Origin of the sequence: Roseobacter insulae, from assembly GCF_019375555.1 — a bacterium.
Classification (GTDB): Bacteria; Pseudomonadota; Alphaproteobacteria; order Rhodobacterales; family Rhodobacteraceae; genus Roseobacter; species Roseobacter insulae.
In genome coordinates this window covers 1-23,392 of record NZ_JAHXDN010000010.1, presented here as the reverse complement: position 1 = coordinate 23,392, position 23,392 = coordinate 1, and the positions used below count along the sequence as shown (strand labels likewise).

16 protein-coding genes are annotated in these 23,392 nt (G+C 60.3%); 10 read left to right on the top strand and 6 right to left on the bottom strand.

Annotated features, from left to right (window positions below):
- Nucleotides 1-169 precede the first annotated feature (169 nt).
- From KX928_RS23040 to KX928_RS23030, 3 genes are all read left to right on the top strand, one after another.
- Entirely contained in the window at nt 170-3,982 is a 3,813-nt protein-coding gene (locus KX928_RS23040; protein ID WP_219507711.1) for a cadherin-like domain-containing protein, read from the top strand.
- 236 nt (nt 3,983-4,218) lie between these two features.
- Nucleotides 4,219-6,030: an autotransporter assembly complex protein TamA gene (locus tag KX928_RS23035; protein ID WP_219507709.1), complete on the top strand. Its 1,812-nt coding sequence runs from the start codon at nt 4,219-4,221 to the stop codon at nt 6,028-6,030.
- Entirely contained in the window at nt 6,030-9,650 is a 3,621-nt protein-coding gene (locus KX928_RS23030; protein WP_219507707.1) for a translocation/assembly module TamB domain-containing protein, read from the top strand. The genes KX928_RS23035 and KX928_RS23030 overlap by 1 nt, the downstream gene beginning before the upstream one ends.
- 14 nt (nt 9,651-9,664) lie before the next feature.
- On the opposite strand, the gene KX928_RS23025 is transcribed toward KX928_RS23030, so the two are convergent.
- Nucleotides 9,665-10,177 (bottom strand): flavin reductase family protein, encoded by a 513-nt coding sequence (locus tag KX928_RS23025; RefSeq protein ID WP_219507697.1) that lies wholly within the window; start codon nt 10,175-10,177, stop codon nt 9,665-9,667.
- A 176-nt stretch (nt 10,178-10,353) separates the two neighbouring features.
- The gene (acs, locus tag KX928_RS23020; RefSeq protein WP_219507695.1) at nt 10,354-12,318 is read right to left on the bottom strand and encodes an acetate--CoA ligase; all 1,965 of its coding nucleotides are present in this window, start codon (nt 12,316-12,318) and stop codon (nt 10,354-10,356) included.
- A gap of 457 nt (nt 12,319-12,775) precedes the next feature.
- Between acs and dctP the strand changes: the two genes are divergently transcribed.
- From dctP to KX928_RS23005, 3 genes are all read left to right on the top strand, one after another.
- Nucleotides 12,776-13,792 (top strand): TRAP transporter substrate-binding protein DctP, encoded by a 1,017-nt coding sequence (dctP, locus tag KX928_RS23015; protein WP_219507692.1) that lies wholly within the window; start codon nt 12,776-12,778, stop codon nt 13,790-13,792.
- A 66-nt stretch (nt 13,793-13,858) separates the two neighbouring features.
- Nucleotides 13,859-14,488: a TRAP transporter small permease subunit gene (locus tag KX928_RS23010; protein WP_219507690.1), complete on the top strand. Its 630-nt coding sequence runs from the start codon at nt 13,859-13,861 to the stop codon at nt 14,486-14,488.
- A complete protein-coding gene (locus KX928_RS23005; RefSeq protein ID WP_219507687.1) occupies nt 14,488-15,888 on the top strand; it encodes a TRAP transporter large permease in 1,401 nt (466 codons plus the stop codon). The genes KX928_RS23010 and KX928_RS23005 overlap by 1 nt, the downstream gene beginning before the upstream one ends.
- A 35-nt stretch (nt 15,889-15,923) precedes the next feature.
- Here the strand turns inward: KX928_RS23005 and KX928_RS23000 are convergent, their stop codons facing one another.
- The 3 genes from KX928_RS23000 to KX928_RS22990 all read right to left on the bottom strand — a co-directional run bounded on the left by KX928_RS23000 (nt 15,924) and on the right by KX928_RS22990 (nt 18,774).
- Nucleotides 15,924-17,969: a putative bifunctional diguanylate cyclase/phosphodiesterase gene (locus KX928_RS23000; protein ID WP_219507685.1), complete on the bottom strand. Its 2,046-nt coding sequence runs from the start codon at nt 17,967-17,969 to the stop codon at nt 15,924-15,926.
- Between the two features lie 137 nt (nt 17,970-18,106).
- Nucleotides 18,107-18,454: an antibiotic biosynthesis monooxygenase family protein gene (locus tag KX928_RS22995; RefSeq protein ID WP_219507683.1), complete on the bottom strand. Its 348-nt coding sequence runs from the start codon at nt 18,452-18,454 to the stop codon at nt 18,107-18,109.
- Nucleotides 18,451-18,774 carry an NIPSNAP family protein gene (locus KX928_RS22990; RefSeq protein WP_219507681.1) on the bottom strand — a complete coding sequence of 108 codons (324 nt, stop codon included), beginning with the start codon at nt 18,772-18,774 and terminating at the stop codon, nt 18,451-18,453. The genes KX928_RS22995 and KX928_RS22990 overlap by 4 nt, the downstream gene beginning before the upstream one ends.
- Nucleotides 18,775-18,845: 71 nt before the next feature.
- On the opposite strand from KX928_RS22990, the gene KX928_RS22985 reads away from it, so the two are divergent.
- Nucleotides 18,846-19,535 carry an ArsR/SmtB family transcription factor gene (locus KX928_RS22985; protein ID WP_219507679.1) on the top strand — a complete coding sequence of 230 codons (690 nt, stop codon included), beginning with the start codon at nt 18,846-18,848 and terminating at the stop codon, nt 19,533-19,535.
- Nucleotides 19,536-19,869: 334 nt separating this feature from the next.
- On the opposite strand, the gene KX928_RS22980 is transcribed toward KX928_RS22985, so the two are convergent.
- Nucleotides 19,870-20,112, bottom strand: coding sequence for a hypothetical protein (locus tag KX928_RS22980; RefSeq protein WP_219507677.1), 243 nt, complete (start codon nt 20,110-20,112; stop codon nt 19,870-19,872).
- Between the two features lie 545 nt (nt 20,113-20,657).
- Between KX928_RS22980 and KX928_RS22975 the strand changes: the two genes are divergently transcribed.
- Genes KX928_RS22975 through KX928_RS22965 form a run of 3 tightly spaced genes read left to right on the top strand, consistent with a single transcriptional unit; the run spans nt 20,658 to nt 23,342 of the window.
- Entirely contained in the window at nt 20,658-22,436 is a 1,779-nt protein-coding gene (locus tag KX928_RS22975) for a CHASE domain-containing sensor histidine kinase (RefSeq protein ID WP_219507675.1), read from the top strand.
- A 10-nt stretch (nt 22,437-22,446) separates the two neighbouring features.
- Nucleotides 22,447-22,884, top strand: a complete 438-nt coding sequence (locus tag KX928_RS22970) for a response regulator (RefSeq protein ID WP_219507673.1) — start codon at nt 22,447-22,449, stop codon at nt 22,882-22,884.
- Nucleotides 22,885-22,940: 56 nt separating this feature from the next.
- Nucleotides 22,941-23,342, top strand: coding sequence for a response regulator (locus KX928_RS22965; RefSeq protein ID WP_219507671.1), 402 nt, complete (start codon nt 22,941-22,943; stop codon nt 23,340-23,342).
- Nucleotides 23,343-23,392 lie beyond the last annotated feature (50 nt).

The window sequence follows — 23,392 nt, the reverse complement described above, 5'->3', positions numbered from 1 at the left end:
CGGTTGAGCCACTGTTTCTGATCTGTCGCCAATCAAGAAAAAAATTCAACGTGCGCGGGAATATGTCATTTTCGCGGCCGCATTTCGGCAGAATGTGTCATCGTTCACATACGGAGACTCAAAAATTGGTTAAATTTCAGTTAAGTTATCGTTTTTTAGGAATACCTCCGTGTCTCGGCAATATTCGGCGCAGAATGAAGATCCCAGAGAAGTCGTAACGCTCAGTGTCGACGGGTCCGGGTCAGTCGTCGTCCCTGACAGCGCGTTACTGTTCTCCGGCACATTCAATCGCGTGGGTTCCGATCTTTACATCGACAATGACGGGGCGCCGAGTTTCCGGCTGCCCGGATACTTTGAAAACCCGCACCCGGCTGATCTGTTTGATCCGGCCGGCGCCGTGTTGCGCGGCTCGGTCGTGGACCTGCTGGCCGGACCGCTGGCGCCGGGACAATACGTCCAGGTCGGCGGGGGCGGCATCGGTCAGGGCCCGATTGGTCAGGTCGAGACGGTTGAGGGGATAACAACCGTACAGCGGGTCGATGGCACGGTGGAAACCCTGCAAGTCGGGATGAAGATTTTTCAAAACGACGTGATCGCGACGGAAGACGCCGCCTCCGTCGCCGTGACTTTTGTCGACGGGACCATTTTCACCCTCGCATCCGCGTCGCGCATGGTGATTGACGAGTTGATTTTCGACCCCGCTGCTGACGACAATTCCGGCAGTTTCAGTCTGATCCAGGGTTCCTTTGTCTTCATTGCGGGACAGGTCGCCAAAACCGGCGGGATGGATGTGAACACGCCCTCATCGACGATGGGTATCCGTGGCACGACCGTTGTTGTACAGGTTGGCACCGTCAATGGCGTCGATACCACCGAGGTGACGCTGACAACCGATCCCGACGGCGGGCAGGGCCGGGTGGAGTTGCGCGATAACGAGGGCAACCTGATTGCCTTCATTGACGAGATCAACACCAAATGGGTGGTCTCCGGCGCCAATAACGAGAGCCGGGAGATTGAACGCACGCTTCAGGATGAAACCGAAGACAGCGCTCTCATCGCGGAGGCCTTTGCCGCATTCCGCGCTGCCACCTCGCGGGTGGATGCGGGGGATACGTTCGTGTCACTGTCGGACCCGGTCGACCGGGGCGCGGGGAATGATCCCGGAACGAATGCGCCCACCGATCTGGACGTCGACGAGATCGACGAATCCGAGAGTATCGAAGCGCCACCCGACGTGGAAAACGAGCCAGCCGATGATCCGGGCAGCTTTGACGAAGGGCTGATCATCGATGACAGTGAACCGCCGCCGGTTATCGTGGTGACAGGTTTTGAAGACGCGAGCGAGGAAACCGCCATTGCGGGGGAAATCACTGTTGCCGCCGGTGCGCCGGGCGACCTGGTCTATGCCCTGAACAGCGGCCCTTCGAACGGGGTTGTCAGTGTCGCGCCCGATGGTCAGTTCGATTACGTCCCGGTACCGAATTTCAACGGATCCGACAGTTTCACCTTCGTCGTTACCGATCCGGCCGGCGACAGCATCGAGGGCATTGTGATCGTGCAGGTTCTGCCGGTGAATGATGCGCCGACAGCCAGCGACGGGGCCGTCAGCGTCACCGAAGACAATATCGTGACCGGCATGATCACCGCTTCGGATATCGACGGCGACAACCTCAGCTATGCGATCAGCGCGGTGCCCGCGAACGGCGAAGTCGTGCTTTTGCAGAATGGCATCTACGCCTACACGCCGAACCTCAACTATGCCGGCGCTGACAGTTTCAGCGTCCGCGTCTCGGACCCGTCGGGGGAAACCGCCGAGGCCACGGTCACCGTCACGGTAACCGGGACAAATGATGCACCCGTCATCACGACGGTATCCGGGCAGGACCGGGGCGTCGTGGTCGAGGGCGAAGAAGAAGCGGATGCTGCCGGGCAACTGTCTGCAACCGACCCGGACGACGGTGCGGTAGTCACCTGGTCGGGGGTGTCGGCCGCGGTTTTCGGCACCTTCGTTATCACCTCTGAAGGCGCGTGGAGCTACGTGCTCGACAATTCGATCGCGGATGGCATTGCGGAAGGCGAAACCGTCACGGAGACCCTTACTGCCACCGCAAGCGACCAGTTCGGCGCCGAGGTCACGCAGGTCGTTGAGGTGACGCTGACCGGGACAAACGATGCGCCGGTCGTGGCGACAAACAGCGTTTTCCAGGTGGATCAGAACGGCGTGCTGTCGGATCAGCTGACCGCCGCGGATGCGGACAGCACGGCCCCCTTGACGTTTGCCCTTGGCTCAGATGGTCCGGACAACGGCACGGTTACGATCAACAGCGACGGTTCATTCGTTTACACGCCCAACGCAGGTTTCGCCGGACTTGATCGCTTTGAATACACCGTTGAGGACAGCGCAGGCGGCATCACGTCAGGTCGCGCAACGGCTGCCGTTGAAGCCCCGACCGGCAGCGTCGGAGCGCGCGGCGTGACGATCGCGCTGACGACCGTGGCCACTGAGGAAACAGCGGCAGGGGCGCTCTCCATTGATGCAGAGTCAGTCACGGCGCAATCCGTCAACCTGGTGATCGCCATGGACAGTTCGGGCAGCATTGGACAGGCGGACTGGGCCGAAATGCGCGACGCCGTGAATGACGCTGTCGGTCTGCTGGCCGATCAGTTTGAAGGATCGACCACAAATGTGGACGTCCAGATCATCACCTATTCCGGCGGCGTATCGACATTCGGACCCTATGATCTGCAGGATCCGACCCTGTCCGGCGCCATTTCGACCCTGCCGTATCGCGGCGGCGCTACGAGGTGGGATCTCGCGTTCACCGAAACGGCCAGCTTCCTGAATTCCCAACCTGAAAATGAGGCGAACTTTCTGCTGTTCATTACCGACGGGGTGCCCTCGAACGGCAGCTGGCGGGACGCGCTGGCCGAGTTGAACAACCCGCCCGGCGGCGGCTACACCGTCGATATTCAGGCCTTTGGTTTTGGCACCGGGTATGATCCGACCCTGCTGGAAGAGTTCGACCCGGACCCGACCTTCCTTGTGTCTCCCGCTGAACTTGCGGCAGCCCTGACACAGACACCTGTCTTCGACCCCCGCCTGATCAGTCTGGAGCTTACGCTTGATGCCGATGGTGAGGACAAAGGCATCATCGCGGACGAGACCAGCAGCGCATTGTCTGTCGATGGGATCGATTACGCCTTACCGCTGGCCAGTATCGAAAACATCGAAATGCTGCTCGGCGAAGACAACCTGATCGGTGTGACCGCACGATTTGATCTGGACGGCGATGAAAGCACGGCTGAAATCGAGCTTTTCACCAGTGATGTGATTGGCAAGGCTGAGAGCGCGCAAACGCTGACAGGGTTCGCGCAAGCGGATTTGCTGTTCGGCAGCGACGCGGCGGACGTGATCGATGGTGGCGGCGGCAATGATGTGATCTTCGGTTTCGGGGGCGATGACACGATCAACGGCGGCGCTGGCGCGGATATCGTGCTGGCTGGTGCGGGCGATGACGTGATTGCCGTCACCGAGGCGCCCGATAGCGGCACCGATGTGGTGGATGGCGGTGCCGGACGCGACATCCTCGCATTCGATCTTGCGGGAAATCTGACCGAAGACGTGCTGCCAACACTGGATATCCGCGACATTGAAGCCCTTGATATGCAAAACGGGCAGGCCAACACATTGGAACTGAGCCTGTCCGATGTCGTCGATCTGTCGACAACCGGCGACAGTCTTCTTGAAACGCTGCTCGACGAAGCACTGCCCGAAAGCGCCGTGATCTATGGCGACGCGGGAGACCAGTTAACGCTGGTGACTGATGGCCCCGGCAGCTTCCAGAAGGTCTCGGACACGCCTGTCGATGACGGCCAGGGCAACAGTCTCGACATCTATGCCTATGTCGACGGCGGCAACGTGTTGGCGACACTGGGCGTCGATACTGATATCGATGTGGTCGGGGCAGCGCCGGTCATCTGATCCTTGTCGCGACCCGTCTGGTGACCCAATCTATCCGCATCCGAGGGATCCGCCGGTGCCTTTGACCGCTAAGAGGCATATTCCCGCGCGCCCGTTGTGTTTTCTGTTTTCGCACTAGTTTGTCTGTTTGCAGCCGATTGTGGAAATCCGTTACACAGTAGGCAGACGGCGAGTCAGAAGTGCTGCACGATTCCGCAGGTGCTGGTTTGGAAATCGTCGCACGGGGGGTGTTGGTAATGATCGTAAAAAGCATGGGACCGATGCGCCATCGATGGATCCTTGCGACGGTTCTGGCCCTCTGCCTTGCTCTCCCTGCAAAAGCCATCGAGGTCTCCCTCGAAGGCGGGCTGGATGAAGCCCTGCGCAGCGATCTCGAAGGCGGCTCGCTGCTGTTTGAGCAAGCGCAATCCGAAACCGAGGTGTCACCGCAGGAACTGGTGTCGACGGCACAGGCGGATTACAAGCGCTTGCTCGCAGTGCTTTATGACTACGGCTATTACGGTGCGGTGATCCGCATTTCGCTGGACGGGCGGGAAGCGGCCTCGATCAAATCCGTGGCGCCGCCGCGCAGCGTGTCGCGCGCCCGTATCCGGATTGCGCCGGGGTCGCAGTTTCGTTTTGGCAAGGCCGAGATCGCGCCGCTCGTGCCGGGAACAAAAGTGCCCGAAGGCTTCCGACTGGGCGAAACCGCGCGGCTGAGCGTGCTGCGCGATGTTGTGGCGGCGGGAGTGGGTGCGTGGCGGGACGAAGGGCACGCCAAGGCCCGACTGGAAAGCCAGAAAGTCACCGCGCGACATGCGGATAAGACAATCGACGCCAGCTTGCGTCTCGATCCCGGACCCCGCCTGCGGTTTGGCAACCTGAACGTGACCGGCAATACGGCGGTGCGCACCGAACGGATTGTCGAGATCGCCGGGTTGCCAGCCGGGACGGTGTATTCGCCAAAGGAACTCGAAGATGCTGCGGCCCGTCTGCGCCGGACCGGTACCTTCAGCTCGGTCGCAATGATCGAAGCAGAGGAGGTGGGACCAGGTGACGCTCTGGGCATTACCGCGCGGGTCGTCGAAGACAAGCCCCGGCGGTTCGGGTTCGGCGGCGAGATTTCCACCATCGAGGGCCTGTCCGTGAGCGCGTTCTGGATACACCGCAATCTGTTCGGCGGCGCGGAAAGACTGCGCCTGGAGGCCGAGATCGACGGCATCGGCGGCGAGACGGGCGGCACCGATTTCCTGCTTGGCGCGCGCTACCAACGCCCGGCGACCTTCAACGAGGACACGGAGTTATACGTTCTGGGCGAGGTTGAACAGCTCGATGAGGTGAACTTCTTCTCTCGGCAGGCCACCATTGGCACCGGCATCGAACGGATTGCATCGGACAACCGGCAATACAGGGCGGGTATTGCGCTACGGCGCGCAAATACGCGCGATGCCTTTGGCGAAAACAATTACGCGCTGTTGATGTTTCCGCTGGGCACGACCTTCGACTATCGCGACAAGACGCTCGATGCGCGCCGGGGGTACTTCGCAAAGGCGGATGTCACGCCGTTTGCCGCGATTGACGGGGCCGACAACGGTATTCTGACCTCCGTTGATCTGCGCGGCTACAGGACATTCGGACAGGAACGCCCAACCACGATTGCCCTGCGGGGGCAGCTGGGGTCCCTCATCGGGCCTGCGCTTTCGGTCGCACCGGCGGATTTTCTCTTTTACTCCGGCGGCGGCGACACCGTGCGGGGACATGACTATCAGTCCCTGGGTGTCGATCTCGGCGGTGGTCAGATCGTCGGAGGGCGGTCCTTTATCGGGCTGTCCGCGGAAATCCGCATGCGCACCACCGGAAACCTTGGCTATGTGGGCTTTTTCGATGCAGGCTACATTGGTCGGGAGGTGTTTCCCGACGGTTCCGGTGAATGGCAGACCGGGGCAGGTGTTGGCCTGCGGTACGACACACCGATCGGACCTATCCGATTGGACGTGGGCGTGCCGACTTCCGGGGATGACGACAACACCTCGTTTCAGGTCTATATCGGGATTGGACAGGCGTTCTGATGAAAAACCGCTGGTATATCTATCCGCTTCTTCTGGCCGTGCTGGTCATCCCCTGGGGTGTCGATGCGCAACAGCAGGACGAGGATGACGGGGGCTTTCTGACCCGCACGATAGAGGACGCTCTGTCCGGCGCGGGGCGCGAGGTCAATATCGTTGGTTTCGCCGGTGCCCTGAGTTCGGAGGCGTCTTTCGAGCGGATGACCATTGCGGATGATCAGGGCATCTGGCTGACGCTGGAAGATGTCAGGCTGAACTGGAGCCGCCTTGCCCTGCTGCGCGGCAACCTTGAGGTCGATCGCCTGAGCGCTGCATCACTTGATCTGCCGCGCCTGCCCGACGCAGAGGAAACGACCGAGCTGCCGTCCGCGGAGGCAACGGAGTTTGCCTTGCCCGATCTGCCGGTGTCCATCGACATCGCGCTTTTCGAGGTCGCCCGCATCTCCCTGGGCGAGCCCATCATCGGCGTGGCCGCCGAACTGAGCGTGACGGCGGCGGCACGGCTGGATGACGCCGGTGCCGTGGTCGATCTGAGCGCCGAGCGTCTTGATGGACCGGAGGGCATGTTTCTGATCAAGGGCGGATTCGCCCGCGACACCTCGGAGATTACCGTCCAGCTGGAACTGGACGAGGCCCCCGAAGGGCTGGCGGTCCGGATGATGAAGCTGCCCGGGCAGCCGTCGATGGACCTCACGGTGGCGGGCGCCGGCCTGTTGGATGATTTTACCGCAGACATCACGCTTGCGACAGATGGCGAGGAGCGTGTGGCCGGGCAGGTCACCCTCGCGGCACTGCCGGGCGAGACCGAGGGCGCGCCGCCGGACCGCCGCATCCGGGCAGCGCTCGGGGGCGACATCACCCCGCTGGTGGCGCCGCAATCGCGCGACTTTTTCGGCAGCGACATCGGTCTGAACGTCGATGTGCTGCGCTCTGCCGATGGCGCGCTCGATATCAGCGACTTTCGACTGATTGCCAAATCGGCGCAACTTGCCGGGGCCGTGCGGCTGAACAGTGATCTGTGGCCCACCTTCGTTGACGTCGATGGCCGGATCGGTGGCGTGGACGGGCAGGCGGTGTCACTGCCAGGGCCGGACGTCAACACTTCCGTAAAATCCGTTGATCTGAGCGTCGACTTTGACGTGGCGGATGGCGACGCCTTTCTGGGCGATTTCACGATTGCCGGACTGGAGCGCGACGATCTGCGGTTCGCCGGTGCAAAACTGGTGCTTGATGGCGCGTTGCGGGGTGATCCCGGTGGGCTGGGCAGCTTTGAGGGCGATCTGGGCTTTATCGCGCAAGGCCTGGCGCTGGCAGATGCAAATGCAGGTGACGCGCTTGGTCAGGAGGTGCGCGGCACGGCCAATATCCGCTACGTCGAGGACGAACCGATTGAAATCACCGGGCTGGAACTGGCTGGCGATGACTACCGGCTTGCCGGTGACGCGGTCATTGACGGGCTTGGGGGAGGGTTTCCGACCGACCTTAATCTGTCGGTACAAGCCGATGAAATCGGACGCTTTTCCGGTGTGGCAGGCCGACGCCTCGCAGGGGCTGCAAGGCTGGATGTCGCGGGGCGGGTTACCCCGCTGAGCAGCATGTTCGATGTGACCATCAAGGGCACGACAACTGATCTGAAAGTGGACGTGCCGCAGGCGGACGCAGTGTTGGAAGGCGTGACCGCTCTGACCCTGCAAGCGCGACGGGATGTGACGGGCACATTTGTCGAGGATCTGGAACTCGCCAACACTGCCCTGAACCTGACGGGCGACGTGCAGTTGCGCAGCAATAACAGTGCTGCGAACATCCTCGCCCGACTGAACGATATTGCCCGGGTGCTGCCACAATACGAAGGTGCGGTGAACGTGGATGCGCGGGCCAGCCAGGATGCTTCAGGCTGGACGGTCGATCTGCTGGCCAACGCGCCTTACGACAGCACCCTGTCCGTACAAGGCCGCGCCACCGGGCCCCAGGCAGACCTTGCATTTGACCTGTCGGTGCCGGAAATCCGGCCGCTTGCGCCATCGGTTCAGGGGCCGCTGAACGCATCCGGCAGGCTTTGGCAGTCCGGGGAGGGATACAGTGTCGACGTGGATGCGGACGGACCCTACCGGTCCGTGGTCAGTGTCGCAGGTTTGGCCACCGGACCGGCCGCGTCACTCGATTTCGAGGCAAGCCTGCCCGACATCAGCGTCTTCGTGCCCAGGATTTCCGGACCTTTCGCGATAGACGGCACCGCGCGGCGGAGCGGTCCCGACTGGGACATTGACACGATGGCCCAGGGTCCAAGCGGGACCGAGGCCACAATCGCCGGCCTCGTGCGCGAGGATGGTGTGCTTGATCTGTCAGTCGTGGGGGCGCTGCCGCTGGGATTGTCCGAACCCTTTCTCGCGCCGCGCAGCCTGCAGGGGCAGGCACAGTTTGACCTCGCCGTGAACGGCCCCGCTGCACTGCAATCGGTGTCGGGGCGGATCACCACCAATGATGCCAGTTTCACCGCGCCCAACCTGCGCGCCGCCCTGAACAATATCGTGACCGGGGTCAACTTGGCGGACGGGCGGGCGCAACTCGATGTGACGGGCGATGTCGTGGGTGGCGGGCAGGTTGTCGCGGGCGGCGTCGTCAACCTTGCCACCCTCGTTGCCGATCTGAACATCGGATTGCGCAGTGTGGTGCTGACGGACCCGCGTATATTCTCGACCACTGTTGACGGCGACATCGCCGTGGTGGGCGGATTGACCGGTGGCGCGCGGATCGACGGGGTCATCGACGTGGGCGAAACCCTGATCTCGGTACCATCCTCAGGGTTGACCAGTATCGGGGAGATCCCGGACATCGTGCACATCGGGTCTCCGGTCGCGGTGACCCAGACACGCACGCGGGCGGGCGTGATACCTCAGCCCGAAGCCACTGCCGGGCGTGGTGCCGGCAGCGTCTATGGTCTCGGCATCGTCGTGAATGCGCCGCGGAGGATCTTCGTGCGCGGTCGCGGTATCGATGCAGAACTTGGCGGATCCCTTGAAATCAGCGGCAACACCGGGCGTGTCATCTCGGCTGGCCAGTTCGATCTGGTGCGTGGTCGCCTTGATATTCTGGGCAAACGGTTCGATCTGGACGAGGGGTCCATTCAGTTTCAGGGCGACCTTGTTCCCTATATTCGATTTGTGACCACGTCGGATACGGAAACCGGCACGGCGAGCATCGTGCTGGAAGGGCCTGTCGATCGGCCAGAAGTCACCTTCCGCTCCACACCCGAAGGGCCGCAGGATGAGGTTCTTGCTCAATTGCTCTTTGGGCGCAGTCTCAGCGAGATATCGGCGTTTCAGGCGGTCCAGCTGGCGAATGCGGTGGCGGTTCTTGCCGGGCGCAGCGGTGCCGGCCTGATCGGCAACCTGCGAACCGGATTTAGGCTGGATGATTTCGATGTGACGACCACCGACGAGGGTGAAGCGGCGGTGCGCGCCGGGAAGTATATCACCGATGACATCTACACCGACGTGGTGACGGGCGGAGGGGAGACCGAGCTGTCAATCAACCTCGATATCAGCGAGTCCCTGACCGCCCGCGGTACGCTCGAGAACGACGGCAACACCGGCATCGGGCTGTTTTTCGAACGGGACTATTGAGCAGATCGAAACGGTCAGCCCTGCGGCGTGAAAGTGCCGAAAACACCGCGTTCAAATAGCAATCCGGGCGTGCTTTCAGATACTTGGCTCACGTGATGCACTTCGCCGATGATCACTGAATGATCGCCTGCTGGATGCACCGCGTGGGTTCTGCAATGGAATTCGGCTAGGCACCCGTGTAGCCGCGGAACGCCCAGCGGGCCGGGCGCCCAGCTGAGGGTGTCGAAGTCTTCGCCTTCGGTGGCAAAGTGACGGGCCAGGGTAAGCTGATGCGCCCCCAGAACATGCACGCAAAAGCTTTCAGCTTGAGTAAAGGCGTCATGCCGGCGCGAGGCCACGGCCGGAGACCACAGGACAAGCGGCGGCTCCAGCGAGACTGACGAAAACGAATTGGCGGTAATCCCCAAAGGCCCGCGGTGGGTGTTGGTCGTGATCACCGTGACGCCGGTCCCGTAACACCCGAACGCGCGTCTGAGATCCTGCAACGTGTCGGCAGATGGCGAAAACTGATGTGCGTCAGACGGCACGGGCCACCGCACGAAACTGTTGCGCTAAAGAAAGTGTCACGATGCGTTCCCGTCCTGTTGCGCCTTTACTTATATCAGGGCGCCTGCGGGGCAAATGGATTATCGGCGCTCCGGGCATTTGAACGCGAACGACCGGTGCGGCAGGGCACCGGTCTTTCGCAAAATCGCCGCGCCAATCACCCCTTGTTCATGCGGTTTTCGATCAGATCTTCCACGACAGAAGGATCGGCCAGCGTTGACGTGTCGCCCAGTGCTCCGAAGTCATCCTCGGCGATCTTGCGCAGGATGCGCCGCATGATCTTGCCGGACCGTGTCTTCGGCAGGCCCGGGGCCCATTGGATGAGGTCAGGGCTGGCAATCGGTCCGATCTCTGTCCGGACCCAGTTGCGCAGTTCCTTGCGCAGCTCTTCAGTAGGTTCTTCACCGCTCATCAGGGTAACGTAGCAATAGATGCCCTGGCCTTTGATATCATGCGGGTAGCCCACCACGGCCGCCTCGGCGACGCGTGCGTGTGCGACAAGGGCACTTTCGACCTCCGCGGTGCCCATGCGGTGCCCGGAAACGTTGATCACGTCATCGACGCGGCCGGTGATCCAGTAATCGCCATCGGCGTCCCGTTTGCAGCCGTCCCCGGTGAAGTAATAGCCCTTGTAGTCGGAGAAATACGTCTTCTCGAACCGTTCGTGATCACCCCATACCGTGCGCATCTGGCCCGGCCAGCTGTCGGCAATGCACAGCACGCCCTCAACATCATTGCCCTCGACAACCTCGCCGGTTGTCGGTTCCAGAATCACCGGTCTGATCCCAAAGAACGGCTTCATGGCTGAGCCGGGTTTCATCGCGTGCGCACCGGGCAGGGGCGTCATCAAATGGCCGCCGGTTTCGGTCTGCCACCAGGTGTCAACAATCGGGCATCGGCCCTTGCCGACCACCTGGTTGTACCAGTTCCACGCCTCGGGATTGATCGGCTCACCCACGGTGCCGAGAATGCGCAGATCGCTGAGATCGCATGTCTCGACGTATTCATTGCCCTGACCCATGAGCGCGCGAATGGCCGTGGGGGCGGTGTAGAACTGGTTCACTTTATGCTTTTCGCAGACCTGCCAGAAGCGGCTGGCATCGGGGTAGGTGGGCACCCCTTCGAACATCAGGGTGGTCGCGCCATTGGCGAGCGGCCCGTAGACGATGTAGCTGTGGCCGGTGACCCAGCCAACGTCCGCCGTGCACCAGAAGATATCGCCGTCATGGTAATCAAAGGTGATCTGATGCGTCATCGCCGCGTAGACAATGTAGCCACCCGTCGTGTGCACCACGCCCTTCGGCTGGCCGGTCGAGCCGGAGGTATAGAGGATGAACAGCGGATCCTCGGCGTTCATCTCCTCGGGCGGGCAGTCAGCCGAGGCATCCGCCGCCAGCGCGTTATAGTCATAATCACGCCCTTCGATCCATGTGGTCTGACCGCCGGTGCGCTTGACCACGAGGCACTTCACCTTGTCCGAGCAATGCAGCAGGGCCTGGTCCGCGTTTGATTTCAGCGGGGTGGCCTTGCCGCCGCGCGGGGCCTGATCTGCGGTGATCACCAGTTTGGCGTCACAGCCGTTCACACGCGCGGCGAGGGCATCGGGGGAAAAGCCTGCAAACACGATGGAATGGATCGCCCCGATGCGCGTACAGGCGAGCATCGCATAGGCAGCTTCGGGGATCATCGGCATGTAGATGATGACCCGGTCTCCTTTTCCGACGCCCAGATCCTTGAGCACATTCGCCATCTTGCTGACCGCGACATGCAGGTCACTGTAGCTGATATGCAGCGCGTCCTCGTCGGGGCTGTCAGGTTCCCAGATGATCGCGGTCTGATCGCCCCGGGTTGCAAGATGGCGGTCGACGCAGTTCTCAGACACGTTCAGCGTGCCATCGGCAAACCAGTTGATCGACACCTGTCCCAGCGCGTAATTTATGTCCTTGACCTGTGTGAAGGGCTTCATCCAGTCGATACGCCCCGCTTCCTTGCGCCAGAAGCTTTCCGGATCGGCAATCGACGCCTCGTACATCGCCTCATACGCGGCGGCATCCACATGGGCGTTGGCGGCCATTTCGGGCGAGGGGGGGTATGTTTTGGTGGATGGGGCCGTGTCGGACATGAAGGTTCCTCCCTTTTTTGGTCTTGGCATTCCGGGAACCCGGCCCTCCGTCGTCGCGACAACGGGTGGCCTGTTCCTCCTCCCAAGCGGATCATAGCGGGAAATGAATGGAAGGAAATAACGTACCGAAATCTATCACTTGCCCGCAGTGCTTTTCCGATTGCCCCGAACTGATCGTCGACAATGCATGTGATACTGCAATAGCGGACTTTTTCGCCCTGCGATCCTCACCGTCGGTGCGGTTATGCCTCGCAGGGCGTCTTGCGGCGGCCTGATCGGCAAGACCTGCGTGCGCTCTGGCGGCCGGGGTGCCCGGTTGCGGATGCGCAGGGCACACGGTCCGTAACCGGTACCGGAAATTCACCCCACGCTTTCTGGGCTTGGCACTTCGGCATTGCTTGGGTAGCTTTGCGCCAAGCGTGCCCTACCTGAGGCGCGTAAAAAAGGGAGAAACCACATGAAGAAATACCTTTCCGGCGCCGCTGTCGCCGCAATCAGCTTTGCTTTCGTTTCCGAAGCCGCCGCCACCGAGTGGAACGTATCGGTCTGGGGCAAGCGCCGTGCCTTCACCGAGCACGTGGAAAAACTGGCTGAACTCGTTTCAGAGAAGACCAACGGCGAGTTTACCATGAACATCAGCTACGGTGGTCTGTCGAAGAACCGCGAGAACCTTGATGGCATTTCCATCGGTGCCTTTGAGATGGCGCAGTTCTGCGCGGGCTACCACCGGGACAAGAACCGCGTGATCACCGTGCTGGAACTGCCATTCCTGGGCGTTGAGAACCTCGAGCAGGAAGTGGCGGTCTCGTCTGCGGTCTATGCGCATCCGGCCGCTGCGGAAGAAATGGCGCAGTGGAACGCAAAGCTGCTGATGACCTCGCCGATGCCGCAATACAACCTCGTCGGTACCGGCGAGCCGCGTGATGAACTGGCCGAGTTCGACGGCATGCGCGTGCGTGCCACAGGCGGCCTGGGTCAGGCGTTCGAGGCGGTTGGCGGTGTGCCCACGTCGGTGACAGCGACCGAAGCCTACCAGGCAATGGAAGGTGGAGTTGTCGACACGGTCGCTTTTGCGCAGCACGCACACCTGTCTTTCGGCACGATCAATCAGGCCGATTGGTGGACGGCGAACCTGAACCCCGGCACCGTGAATTGCCCGGTTGTCGTGAACATCGACGCCTATGAAGCCCTGAGCGACGCCGAGCGGGAAGCGCTTGACAGTTCGGTATCTGAGGCGCTGGACCATTACCTGGCAAACTACGGCGAACTGCTGGAGCGCTGGGATGCCGTTCTGGAAGAAAAGGGCGTTCAGAAGGTCGAGATCGCCCCTGCCGTGATCGATGAATTCCGCGCCAAGGCGGCGGACCCGATCCGCGATGCCTGGATTGCCGATATGGAATCCCAGGGGCTGCCGGGTCAGGAGCTCTATGACCTCGTGATGAAAACGCTCGCCGAAGCCAAGGGCGGCAGCTGATAACAGACGGGCCGTGCCGCAGGGCGCGGCCCGTTTCATAATAATAAATGGGGAGGGGGCAAGACGATGGCAGGATCTGCTGCAGTGCTAGAGGATTCCAGTCTGCTCAGTCGGCTGGACAGGGCGTTGTTACCCATCGAACGGTTCTGTGCGCTGCTCAGCGGGCTGGCCATTTTCTCCCTGATGTTTCTGGCCGCCTATTCCGTGACCGGCCGGAAATTCTTTGCCTCACCGCTGGCCGGATATGTCGATTACATCGAGGCCGCCATGCCGATCATCGCGATCATGGGCGTGTCGTTCGTTCAGCGGGACGGGACGCATGTGCGGATGGATATGCTGGTCAGCGCGCTGAAGGGGCGGGTGCTGTGGTTCTTCGAACTGATCTCGGTGTTGCTGATCCTGGTGCTGATCGTTGCCCTGACATGGGGTGCCTGGGACCATTTCGACCGCTCCTTCGATTGCGCGCGCCCGTTGTGCAGCCGTGACAGCTCCATCGACATCGGGCTGCCGATCTGGCCGTCCAAACTGGTTGTCCCCATTGCCTTCGGCGTGTTGTGCCTGCGGCTTATCCTCCAGGCCTGGGGGTATGGGCGTGCGCTCATCCTCGGGCTGGAAAGCCCTGTTGCGGTGCCGCTGAATCTATCCGTCGCCGAACAGGCGCGGCTGGAAGCCGAAGCGCTGGAAGGGTCGGATTAATGGAACCCATTGAAATTGGATTGTGGGTCAGCGCCGGCCTGCTGGTTTTTGTTGTGCTCGGCATGCGGGTTGCTTTCGCAGCGGGCCTTGCAGGCTTCGTCGGCCTCGTGTGGTTACGGTGGAACGGGTTCGACTACGCCCCCGAACGGTTCTGGAAGGCGGTCGAGATCAGCGTCAAGATTGCCGGGCTGACGCCGCATTCGAAGGTATCGGCGCAGGTGCTGAGCCTGATCCCGGTGTTTATCCTCATCGGGTATCTTGCATATTACGCAAAACTCACAACGGCTTTGTTCGTTGCCGCCAAACGCTGGATCGCCTGGGTGCCCGGCGGGTTGGCCGTCTCCACGGTCTTTGCAACCGCGGGGTTCGCCGCCGTGTCCGGGGCCTCGGTGGCGACGGCGGCGGTCTTTGCCCGTATCGCGATCCCCGAGATGCTCAAGATCGGGTACAACAAACAGTTTGCGGCGGGCGTCGTGGCGGCCGGGGGAACCCTCGCATCCCTGATCCCGCCCTCGGCCATTCTGGTGATCTACGCGATCATCGTGGAACAGGACGTGGGCAAACTCCTGCTTGCCGGATTTATCCCGGGCGCATTTTCCGCTGTTGTCTATGCGGGTTTGATCATCGGCATTGCCGTGATCTTCAAAAGCGTGGGGCCACCCGTCGGCGGATTTTCCTGGCGCGAACGCTTTGAATCGCTACCCCCCGCGCTGCCCATTCTGGCGGTGGTCGTGATCATCATCTTTTTTGTCTACAACCCGTTTGGCGATGCCTGGGGGACACCAACCGAAGGTGGCGCCATCGGCGCTTTCATCATCTTCCTGATGGCGCTCTACCGCGGCATGCGCTGGGCTCAGTTGAAAGACGCTCTGCTGGACACGGCCAAGCTGACGGTAATGATCTTCTCGATCATCTGGGGCGTGCTGATATACGTGCGCTTTCTTGGGTTCGCGGAGCTTCCCGAAGCCTTTGCCGACTGGATCACATCGCTGGAAATGTCACCAATGCTGATCCTAGTCTGCATCCTGCTGGCCTATGCGGTGCTGGGCATGTTCATGGATGCCATCGGTATGCTGCTGCTTACCCTGCCTGTCGTCTATCCGGCGGTGATGGCCCTGAACGGTGGCGAACTGGTGAGCGCTGCGGACAGCGCATTCGGGATGTCTGGACCGATGTGTGCAATCTGGTTCGGCATTCTTGTCGTGAAAATGGCCGAGTTTTGCCTGATCACACCGCCCATCGGCCTGAACTGCTTCGTGGTCGCGGGCGTGCGGGATGACCTGACAGTTCAGGACGTGTTCAAAGGCGTCATGCCTTTCTTTGTGGCTGATGCGGTTACAATTGCGCTGCTGGTGGCGTACCCCGGGATTGTACTCTTCCTGCCCTCCCTGGCCGGGTGATCGCGCAGGGGATGCCGCCGCCCCCGGGCCCGGCGTCACGTTCCCGTCTTGCGGTCCGGTTTCGCGAAGACCTCGTGAAGCTGGTCGCGGCGCATCGGTTTGCCAAAATAGAACCCCTGAACCGCGCTGCAGTTCTCGGCGCGCAGGAAGGTCAGTTCGTCTTCCATTTCGACCCCCTCCGCCAGAACAGGGATGTTGAGGGCGGCGCCGAGCAGCAGCGTTGACCGGACGATCGCCGCGCGCTGTTGATCTTTGTGCACGTCCTGCACGAAGCTGCGGTCGATCTTGATTTTGTCGAAGGGGAAGGTCTGCAGGGTCGCCAGCGAGGAATACCCCGTTCCGAAATCGTCCATTGCGATGCGAATGCCCATTTTCTTCAGTTTGTGCATGACCCGCAGGGTATGGGCCTGATCGTCGATGATACTGGCTTCGGTCACTTCCAGTTCCAAGCGCTCCGGCGGCAGCCGTGTCTCCATCAGGATGTCGGAGACATGCTCCAGAAAGGAGGGCTGGACCAGCTGTTGCGGTGCGACATTAACGGCAATGCTGAAGGGTTCCGGCCAGGACGTGGCCTCGAAACAGGCGGTTCTCAGAACCCAGAGACCGATTTCCCGGATCAGGCCGGTTTCCTCGGCGATGGGAATGAACTCGCCGGGTGACACCCGACCGCGCGTAGGATGGTTCCAGCGCAAAAGCACTTCGAAGCCAACGGGGTCCAGCGTCTGCAGGTCATTCTGTATCTGGTAGACCAGCTCGAACTCACCGTTTCCACAGGCTTGACGCAAATCGTTGATCAGGACGAGCTTTTCACGGCTTTGCTGGTCCATTTCGACGTTGAACAGGCAAACATGCCGTTCCGGTTCCGATTTCGCGCGGTACATGGCCAGGTCCGATTTGTGCAGCAATTCGCGAAGGTCGCGCCCGTCGTCAATGCTGGTGGCAATGCCAATGGCCGCCCCGACGGTGGTGGAAATCTCGCCAACAACGATCGGCTCAATCACCACCGCATGAAGACGCTCCGCAAAGGCCATCACCTGATCGACCCGCCTGAAACCGCTTTTCAGTGCGACAAACTCGTCACCGCCCGCGCGCGCGATGAACTCATGCTGTTCCAGATCAGCCGACAGCCGTGCTGCGACGGTTTTCAGCACCGCATCACCGGTGGCATGTCCGTAAAGGTCATTGACCTCCTTGAAGAGGTTCAGGTCGATTGTCAGAACGGCGACGCGCTCGGTTTCCGTCCGTTCCAGCTTGGCCGTCAGCTCGGTCATTTTCTGGGTGAGATGCATGCGGTTGGGCAGCCCGGTCAGCGGGTCCTGAAGCGCTGCGCGATGCAGCTGATCGCGTGCCTGGTGTTCGAGATCGGTTTCGATGCTGAAGGAGGCAAACCCGATCAGCAGGATCACGAAGGTAATCCCGAGGACCAAAATGCTGAGTGTGTTGTCGGCGAGAACCTGCGGCGGGACATCGACCAGCGGGCTGAATTCGATCGTGAACGCGCTCATCCCGGTAAAGTGCATCGCGCAAATCGCAAGCACCATCAGCAGCGCGCCGCCCATCCAGCAATAACGCGTCACGGGAAAGGCAATGCGGTGATAGGCAAAAGCGCCGAGCGCTGCCCCCAGAAGCACCGATACGCTTACCGGGCCCGTGTTCCAGACCAGGTGACCCGGCAGCAGGTAGGCTGACATGCCCAGGTAATGCATCGCGGAGACGGTGACGCCGAACAGGGAGCCGCTGAGCATCGCGAAATACCAGCGCGAGGTATAGGCAAGGATACTGTTTGCAACGATGAGGCCGAGCACGGCAACCCCCAGCGAGGCAGCGGTCACCAGGGGGGCGTAGCCGTGCTCGAACCCCGGTTCATAGGCCAGCATTGCAATGAAGTGGGTTGACCAGATGGTGGACCCGGCGATCAGGCTGGTCAGGACCAGCTGCACTTGTTTTCGCGCGCCCGTCGCGGTGACCAGTCGACGCGACATCAGCACCGAAAGGCACGAGCCGATAACGCATACCAGGGCGGCAGTCGCGACCAGCCAGTAATTATGATCTTGAGTAAGACATTCTAGGACGCGGTACATAAAGAGCTCTGGGGACACCAACTAACGAAACCCCTGCGTGTCACAGAACCGGTAAATACATTGATACATTCGCCCTGAAAAAGGCGTCGCATTTAGTTCAGATTGGAATGACCGCGCCGGGCCCGGTTGCGCGCAGCTTATGCCTCGTGGGCCGCGTTGCTGTCGTCTGGCGCTTCTGCGCGATCATACATCCCGTAGTCCCGGATCACGCTGGCAATGCGCAGTCTGTAGCCCGAGAACACGCCCGCGCGCCCCTCTCGTTGCGCGCCCCGATGGGCGCTCAGGTTGCGCCATCTCTCAATGGCGTCCTCATCTTCGAAAAACGACAGAGACAGGATCTTTCCGGGATCGGTCAGGCTTTGAAACCGCTCGACGGAAATGAACCCCTCGACCTCGTCCAGCATGGGGCGCATTCTGGCCGCGATGTCCAGATAGTCATCCTTGCGGCCTTCGGCTGGCTCAACTTCGAAAATTACGGCGATCATTCGGGTCTCCCATGTGGCGCAGAGGCCAGTTTTAAAAAAGTTCGGTCTTCGCGTAGCAGGAATTTTTCGGATTGTGCAAAGGCATAATTCTCGCGGCCAAGCGGATCGGTCGCCAGTTTCTCGCGGTAGCTTTCATAGGCGGCCAGGCTGGGAATGTGGTAAATGCCATAGGCAAGGGTGCTGGATCCTTCATGAGGTGCGAAATAGCCTACCAGGTCTGCCCCGCACCGTGGGATGGCCTCGCCCCAGTTTTGTGCGTAGCGGTGAAACTGCGCCGTTTTCGTTGGATCGATCTGATACCGGATAATGCAGGTCAGCATAGTAAACTCCTTGTGTTGCATGGTCTCGATAGGCGATTGCCTTGCGCGAATGCTTCGGTTACGGTCGAACTATGAAAGAAGGACCGGATATCGCCCGCATCGCCGCCCTGATCGGAGACCCCGCGCGCGCCAACATGCTGACGGCGCTGATGACCGGCAAGGCGCTGACCGCAACAGAGCTGGCCACCGAAGCCGGGATCACCGGCCAGACGGCCAGTTCGCACTTGAGCAAGATGGACGAGGGTGGCCTGCTGCGGGTTCTCAAGCAGGGGCGCCACAAGTATTTTTCATTGGCCAATGACGATGTGGCCTCGGTTCTCGAGGGTCTGATGGGCCTTGCCGCCCGAAGCGGCCACCTGCGGACAAGAACCGGCCCCAAGGAGGCGTCCTTGCGCAAGGCACGGGTGTGTTACAATCACCTTGCCGGGGACATGGGGACACGTATGTTCGATAGTTTTCTCGAACGCGGCTTCCTGAAGGTCTCCGGGGACGCGCTTGACCTGACCGCGCAGGGCGGCGCTTTCATGCAGGGCTTCGGCGTCGACATGGCGGCGCTGCGCTCCGGTAAAGCGCCGCTGTGCAAAGAATGTCTGGACTGGAGCGCCCGCAGGTCGCATTTGGCAGGCAGCCTCGGGCGCGCCATACTGTCCCGAATGGAAGAGCTGGGCTGGGCGAAACGCACGCAGGGCAGTCGCGTTGTCACATTTTCCCGCGCCGGTGAGCAGAAGTTCCGGTCGGAGATCCTTGCCGGCACGGGCTGATGCCCGGGTTTTCCAACGGCCGGACGACTTGCGTCTCGCAAAAAAGCCAAGGGCAGCCCGGATCGCCCACGGGATCGACACATCCGAACTTGCGCAGCGACGAAGATTTACCCGGACCGGTTTCCCCACGCTCCGATTTACCGTTCAGAACCAATGTCCGGGCGTCGAGGGTCGTCCGCCGGATCGCGCAGCCGAGAGGGCAATTCACAAAACCCGCAGCGCCCGAAAACAGCGGCGAACGCAGCAGGTAAACCCCGTGGTCAGCGCGCCGCTGCAGGCACGACGGCACCGACAGACGGCGAGCAGCTCTTGCGGAGATATCATGTCTGATCGCTTAGACTGCGGGCGGCTTCACCCTGCGTTTGTGTGGCTCGCGGATAACCGATTTGTTCAGGATGCGCACCGCGCCCACCATCAACAGTCGCATGTCCTGCACGATGTATTCTGCCAGGTCGGAATCGCTGATGTCATCCCCGTCGATGTCGAGACGAAAGCCCTGGCCCTGAAGGCCGCCACCGTTCGAAAAATCGACCTCGAAATCGAAGCATACGCGTTTGTCCTGTATCACCTGTTCCATGTCTCCTTCTTATGCTCCTGACTTTTGCGCCTTGAGACGGGAAAGCGCGTCCTTGACGAGGATCGCCATAAACGCGCTGAGGGGCGCGTGCAGCAGTCGTGACGATCTGCCATCGCCCGCCGACCTGGGTCTCCCGCCATGGCCTGCGTACGCCTGACGTGCGCGCGGAAGTGCGGGTTCACAACAGGACGGAGATGCACGGCACCTGCATATGTAACCTATTAAACAGGTTACATATGCAGAGTCAATTGAAGGTGGCGGCTTGGCGGACAGCGCAGGTCTGCGCCGAACCATCCTGCCTGTCGATGTCTTTCGCTGACGAATTGCGTCACGCTGTCAGGTGATGAATTCAGAGACAGTACAGGCGTCTCATCCCCTGCTGCGGGATTCCGTCGGCGGGCGCTCTGTCGTTTTCTGCGTGGTCTCGTGACAATTCGACCGTTCCCTTGACGCAGGATCAAGACGCATCTTTTGTGCGGACGTTCATCTGAAATTATGAATTTTCCCTCATTCCTGTGTAACGAGCAGAACGAGGCGAAACCAAGATGAAAAAACTGCCCTTTGCCAGTGGTAAGATTTCGATGCTGCACATCATGATCGTGATGCTGTCCATGGTTTTGACATTCAGCGCCTGGCAATTCTCGAAAAATCAATCCGAAAGCCGGATCGAGCAGAGATTCAATGCCTCCCGTGATCGCATCGTGGGTCTGATCCAGGATCGCATGCTGAAATACGAGGACGCGTTGCAGGCCGGTGTTGCAGCGATGGAATCCCATGAAGGGAACATGACGCTGGATCAGTGGCGTGTCTTCGCCACCCACTTGCGCATCGACGAGAAATACCCTGGAATCAATGGGATCGGCGTTATTCACTTTCTTTCCGATCAGACGCTTGGCGCCTATCTTGAGCAGCGGCGCGCGGAACGGCCCGGCTTCGAGATATTCCCCCCGCACGAACAGGATATCTACATGCCGATTTCCTTTATCGAGCCGGAAGATATCAACGCTGCGGCAGTGGGGCTGGATGTGGCGCACGAACTGAACAGACGAAGCGCGGCGCTGGCGAGCCGGGACACCGGTGATGCGCACATCAGCGGTCCCATCGTGCTCGTGCAGGATGCCAATGCAACATCGGGGTTCCTGTTCTATGCGCCATTCTACCGAGGCGACTTGCCCGGCGGGGCCGCGGAACGGCGCGAACGGATCATAGGTGTGGTTTATGCGCCTTTCGTTATGCGCAATTTGCTGGGCGGTCTGCTGGCAAAGGATTTGCGTCACACGAGCATCAGCATTTCCGATTCAGGGCAGAAAATCTACGACGAACACTCTTCCGTGGAGGAGCGTCACGATCCCGCGCCGATGTTTACCGACACCGTGAACCTCGATGTCTACGGGCGAACCTGGTCGCTCGACATTCGGTCCAACCTCGCTTTCAGGAATGACAATACCTACTCGCAGCCAACGATGATCCTGGTCGGAGGTCTTGTCATCGAAGCTTTGATCCTGTCGCTTCTGATCCTGATGGTGAGGGCAAACCGCAAAGCGGTTGCCTATGCCGACGAGGTGACGAAGGAATTGCGAACAGAAAAACAAAAGCTGGTCCGGACCAATGAGGAACTGGAACAATTCGCCTATGCGGCCTCCCATGATCTGAAGACACCAATCCGCGGCATCAGTGGCCTGACTGAGATGATCAAGGAAGACCTGGAGGATTACCTGTCCTCACCCGGCGCGAATCCCGAAATTTCAATGAGCCTCGATCTCATATTGGACCGTGTCCAACGCATGAATGACCTTACGACAGGCATCATCGAGTTCTCGAGAATTGGGGTGCAAGCGGGAGACTGCGGGCCCCTCCACCTGTGTGAATTGGTGGCTTCGCTGACGTCCGATTTCAAATTGAAGCCACATCAGATCGTGCTTGAAAGCCCGGTAAATGAAATCTGCACCGATCCTGTCAGTCTGCGCCGCGTTATCGAAAATCTGGTGGGAAATTCTGTGAAATACCACGGGTCGCCCGACCAGTTGAGCATCGCGATAACATGCCGCGAGACGCCCAATTCGTTGGAGTTTTCAGTGAAAGATAACGGTCCGGGTATCGCCCCGAAGTTTCAAAGGCGAATTTTCGAGATGTTTCAGACCCTTCGAACGGGTGATGCACCGGAAAGCACGGGAATTGGTCTGGCAATTGTAAAAAAAGCAATCGAGGTGAATGGCGGTCAAGTGAGGCTGGAGTCGACCCCCGGAAATGGCACCACGTTTCATTTCCAATGGCCCAAGCAGGCAGCGTCACTGGGTCCGATCGAAGCCGGAATCGCGGCATGAGGAGAAGCGGATGAATATTCTTTTGGTAGAGGATAACGACGTCGACGTTCTGCTGTTTCAGCGCGCGCTGAGGAATGCGGGCACCCAAAGTACCGTGGTTCGCGCAAAAGATGGTGTAGAAGCTTTGGAAATCCTGAATGCGCAGGGCGCAGACAAACAGGTCCTGGATCCCTACGTGATCCTGCTGGACATCAACATGCCGCGCATGAACGGTCATGAGTTCCTGAAAGAATTGCGCGCGAGTGAAGACATCCCAGGTTCAAGAGTTGTCGTTGTGACAACGTCCAGTGATCCAAAGGACATCGAACTTGCCTACGGCAGCTATGCAAGCGGATACGTGGTCAAACCCTCCGGGACAGCGGAAATGACGAAGGTCATCGACACCCTGCACAACTACTGGGGCGTCTGCGAACAACCGGTGCGCCGATGTGACCAGCAAACCCAATGATTTGATCCCGCAGGCCAAGCGCAAGAAATGAGATATCGGTGTTGACGAAACCTCCAATGAAAACTCTGGGCCGGGTCATGCTGGTCGATGACGATCTTATCGACCGCATGGCGTCCAAACGCCTCTTGAACAAGCTGCAATTGGCTGATGAGCTGCAATGCTTTCCGGATGCCGAAGCGGCACTATATCATATGGAGAGCGACACGGCTGGCAACACAGATGTCATTCTGCTGGATGTACACATGCCGCGAATGAACGGTTTGGAACTCCTGGAGGCGATGAGCGCATCGACGAAAGTCCGGTTCTCCGGCACCATCGCGGTGATGGTATCTGCCGGTTTGACACGCAGACTACAAACCGGCTTTGAAGAGATGCCCTACCCAAAGACATTTATTGGAAAACCGTTGACGGCGGAGGAGCTGCTTGCAACCGCAACGATGATCCCCCGGGCAGACTAGGGTCTGAACTCAATTCGCCGCAGGCTTGATGCCATTCTAAGTCTCTGATT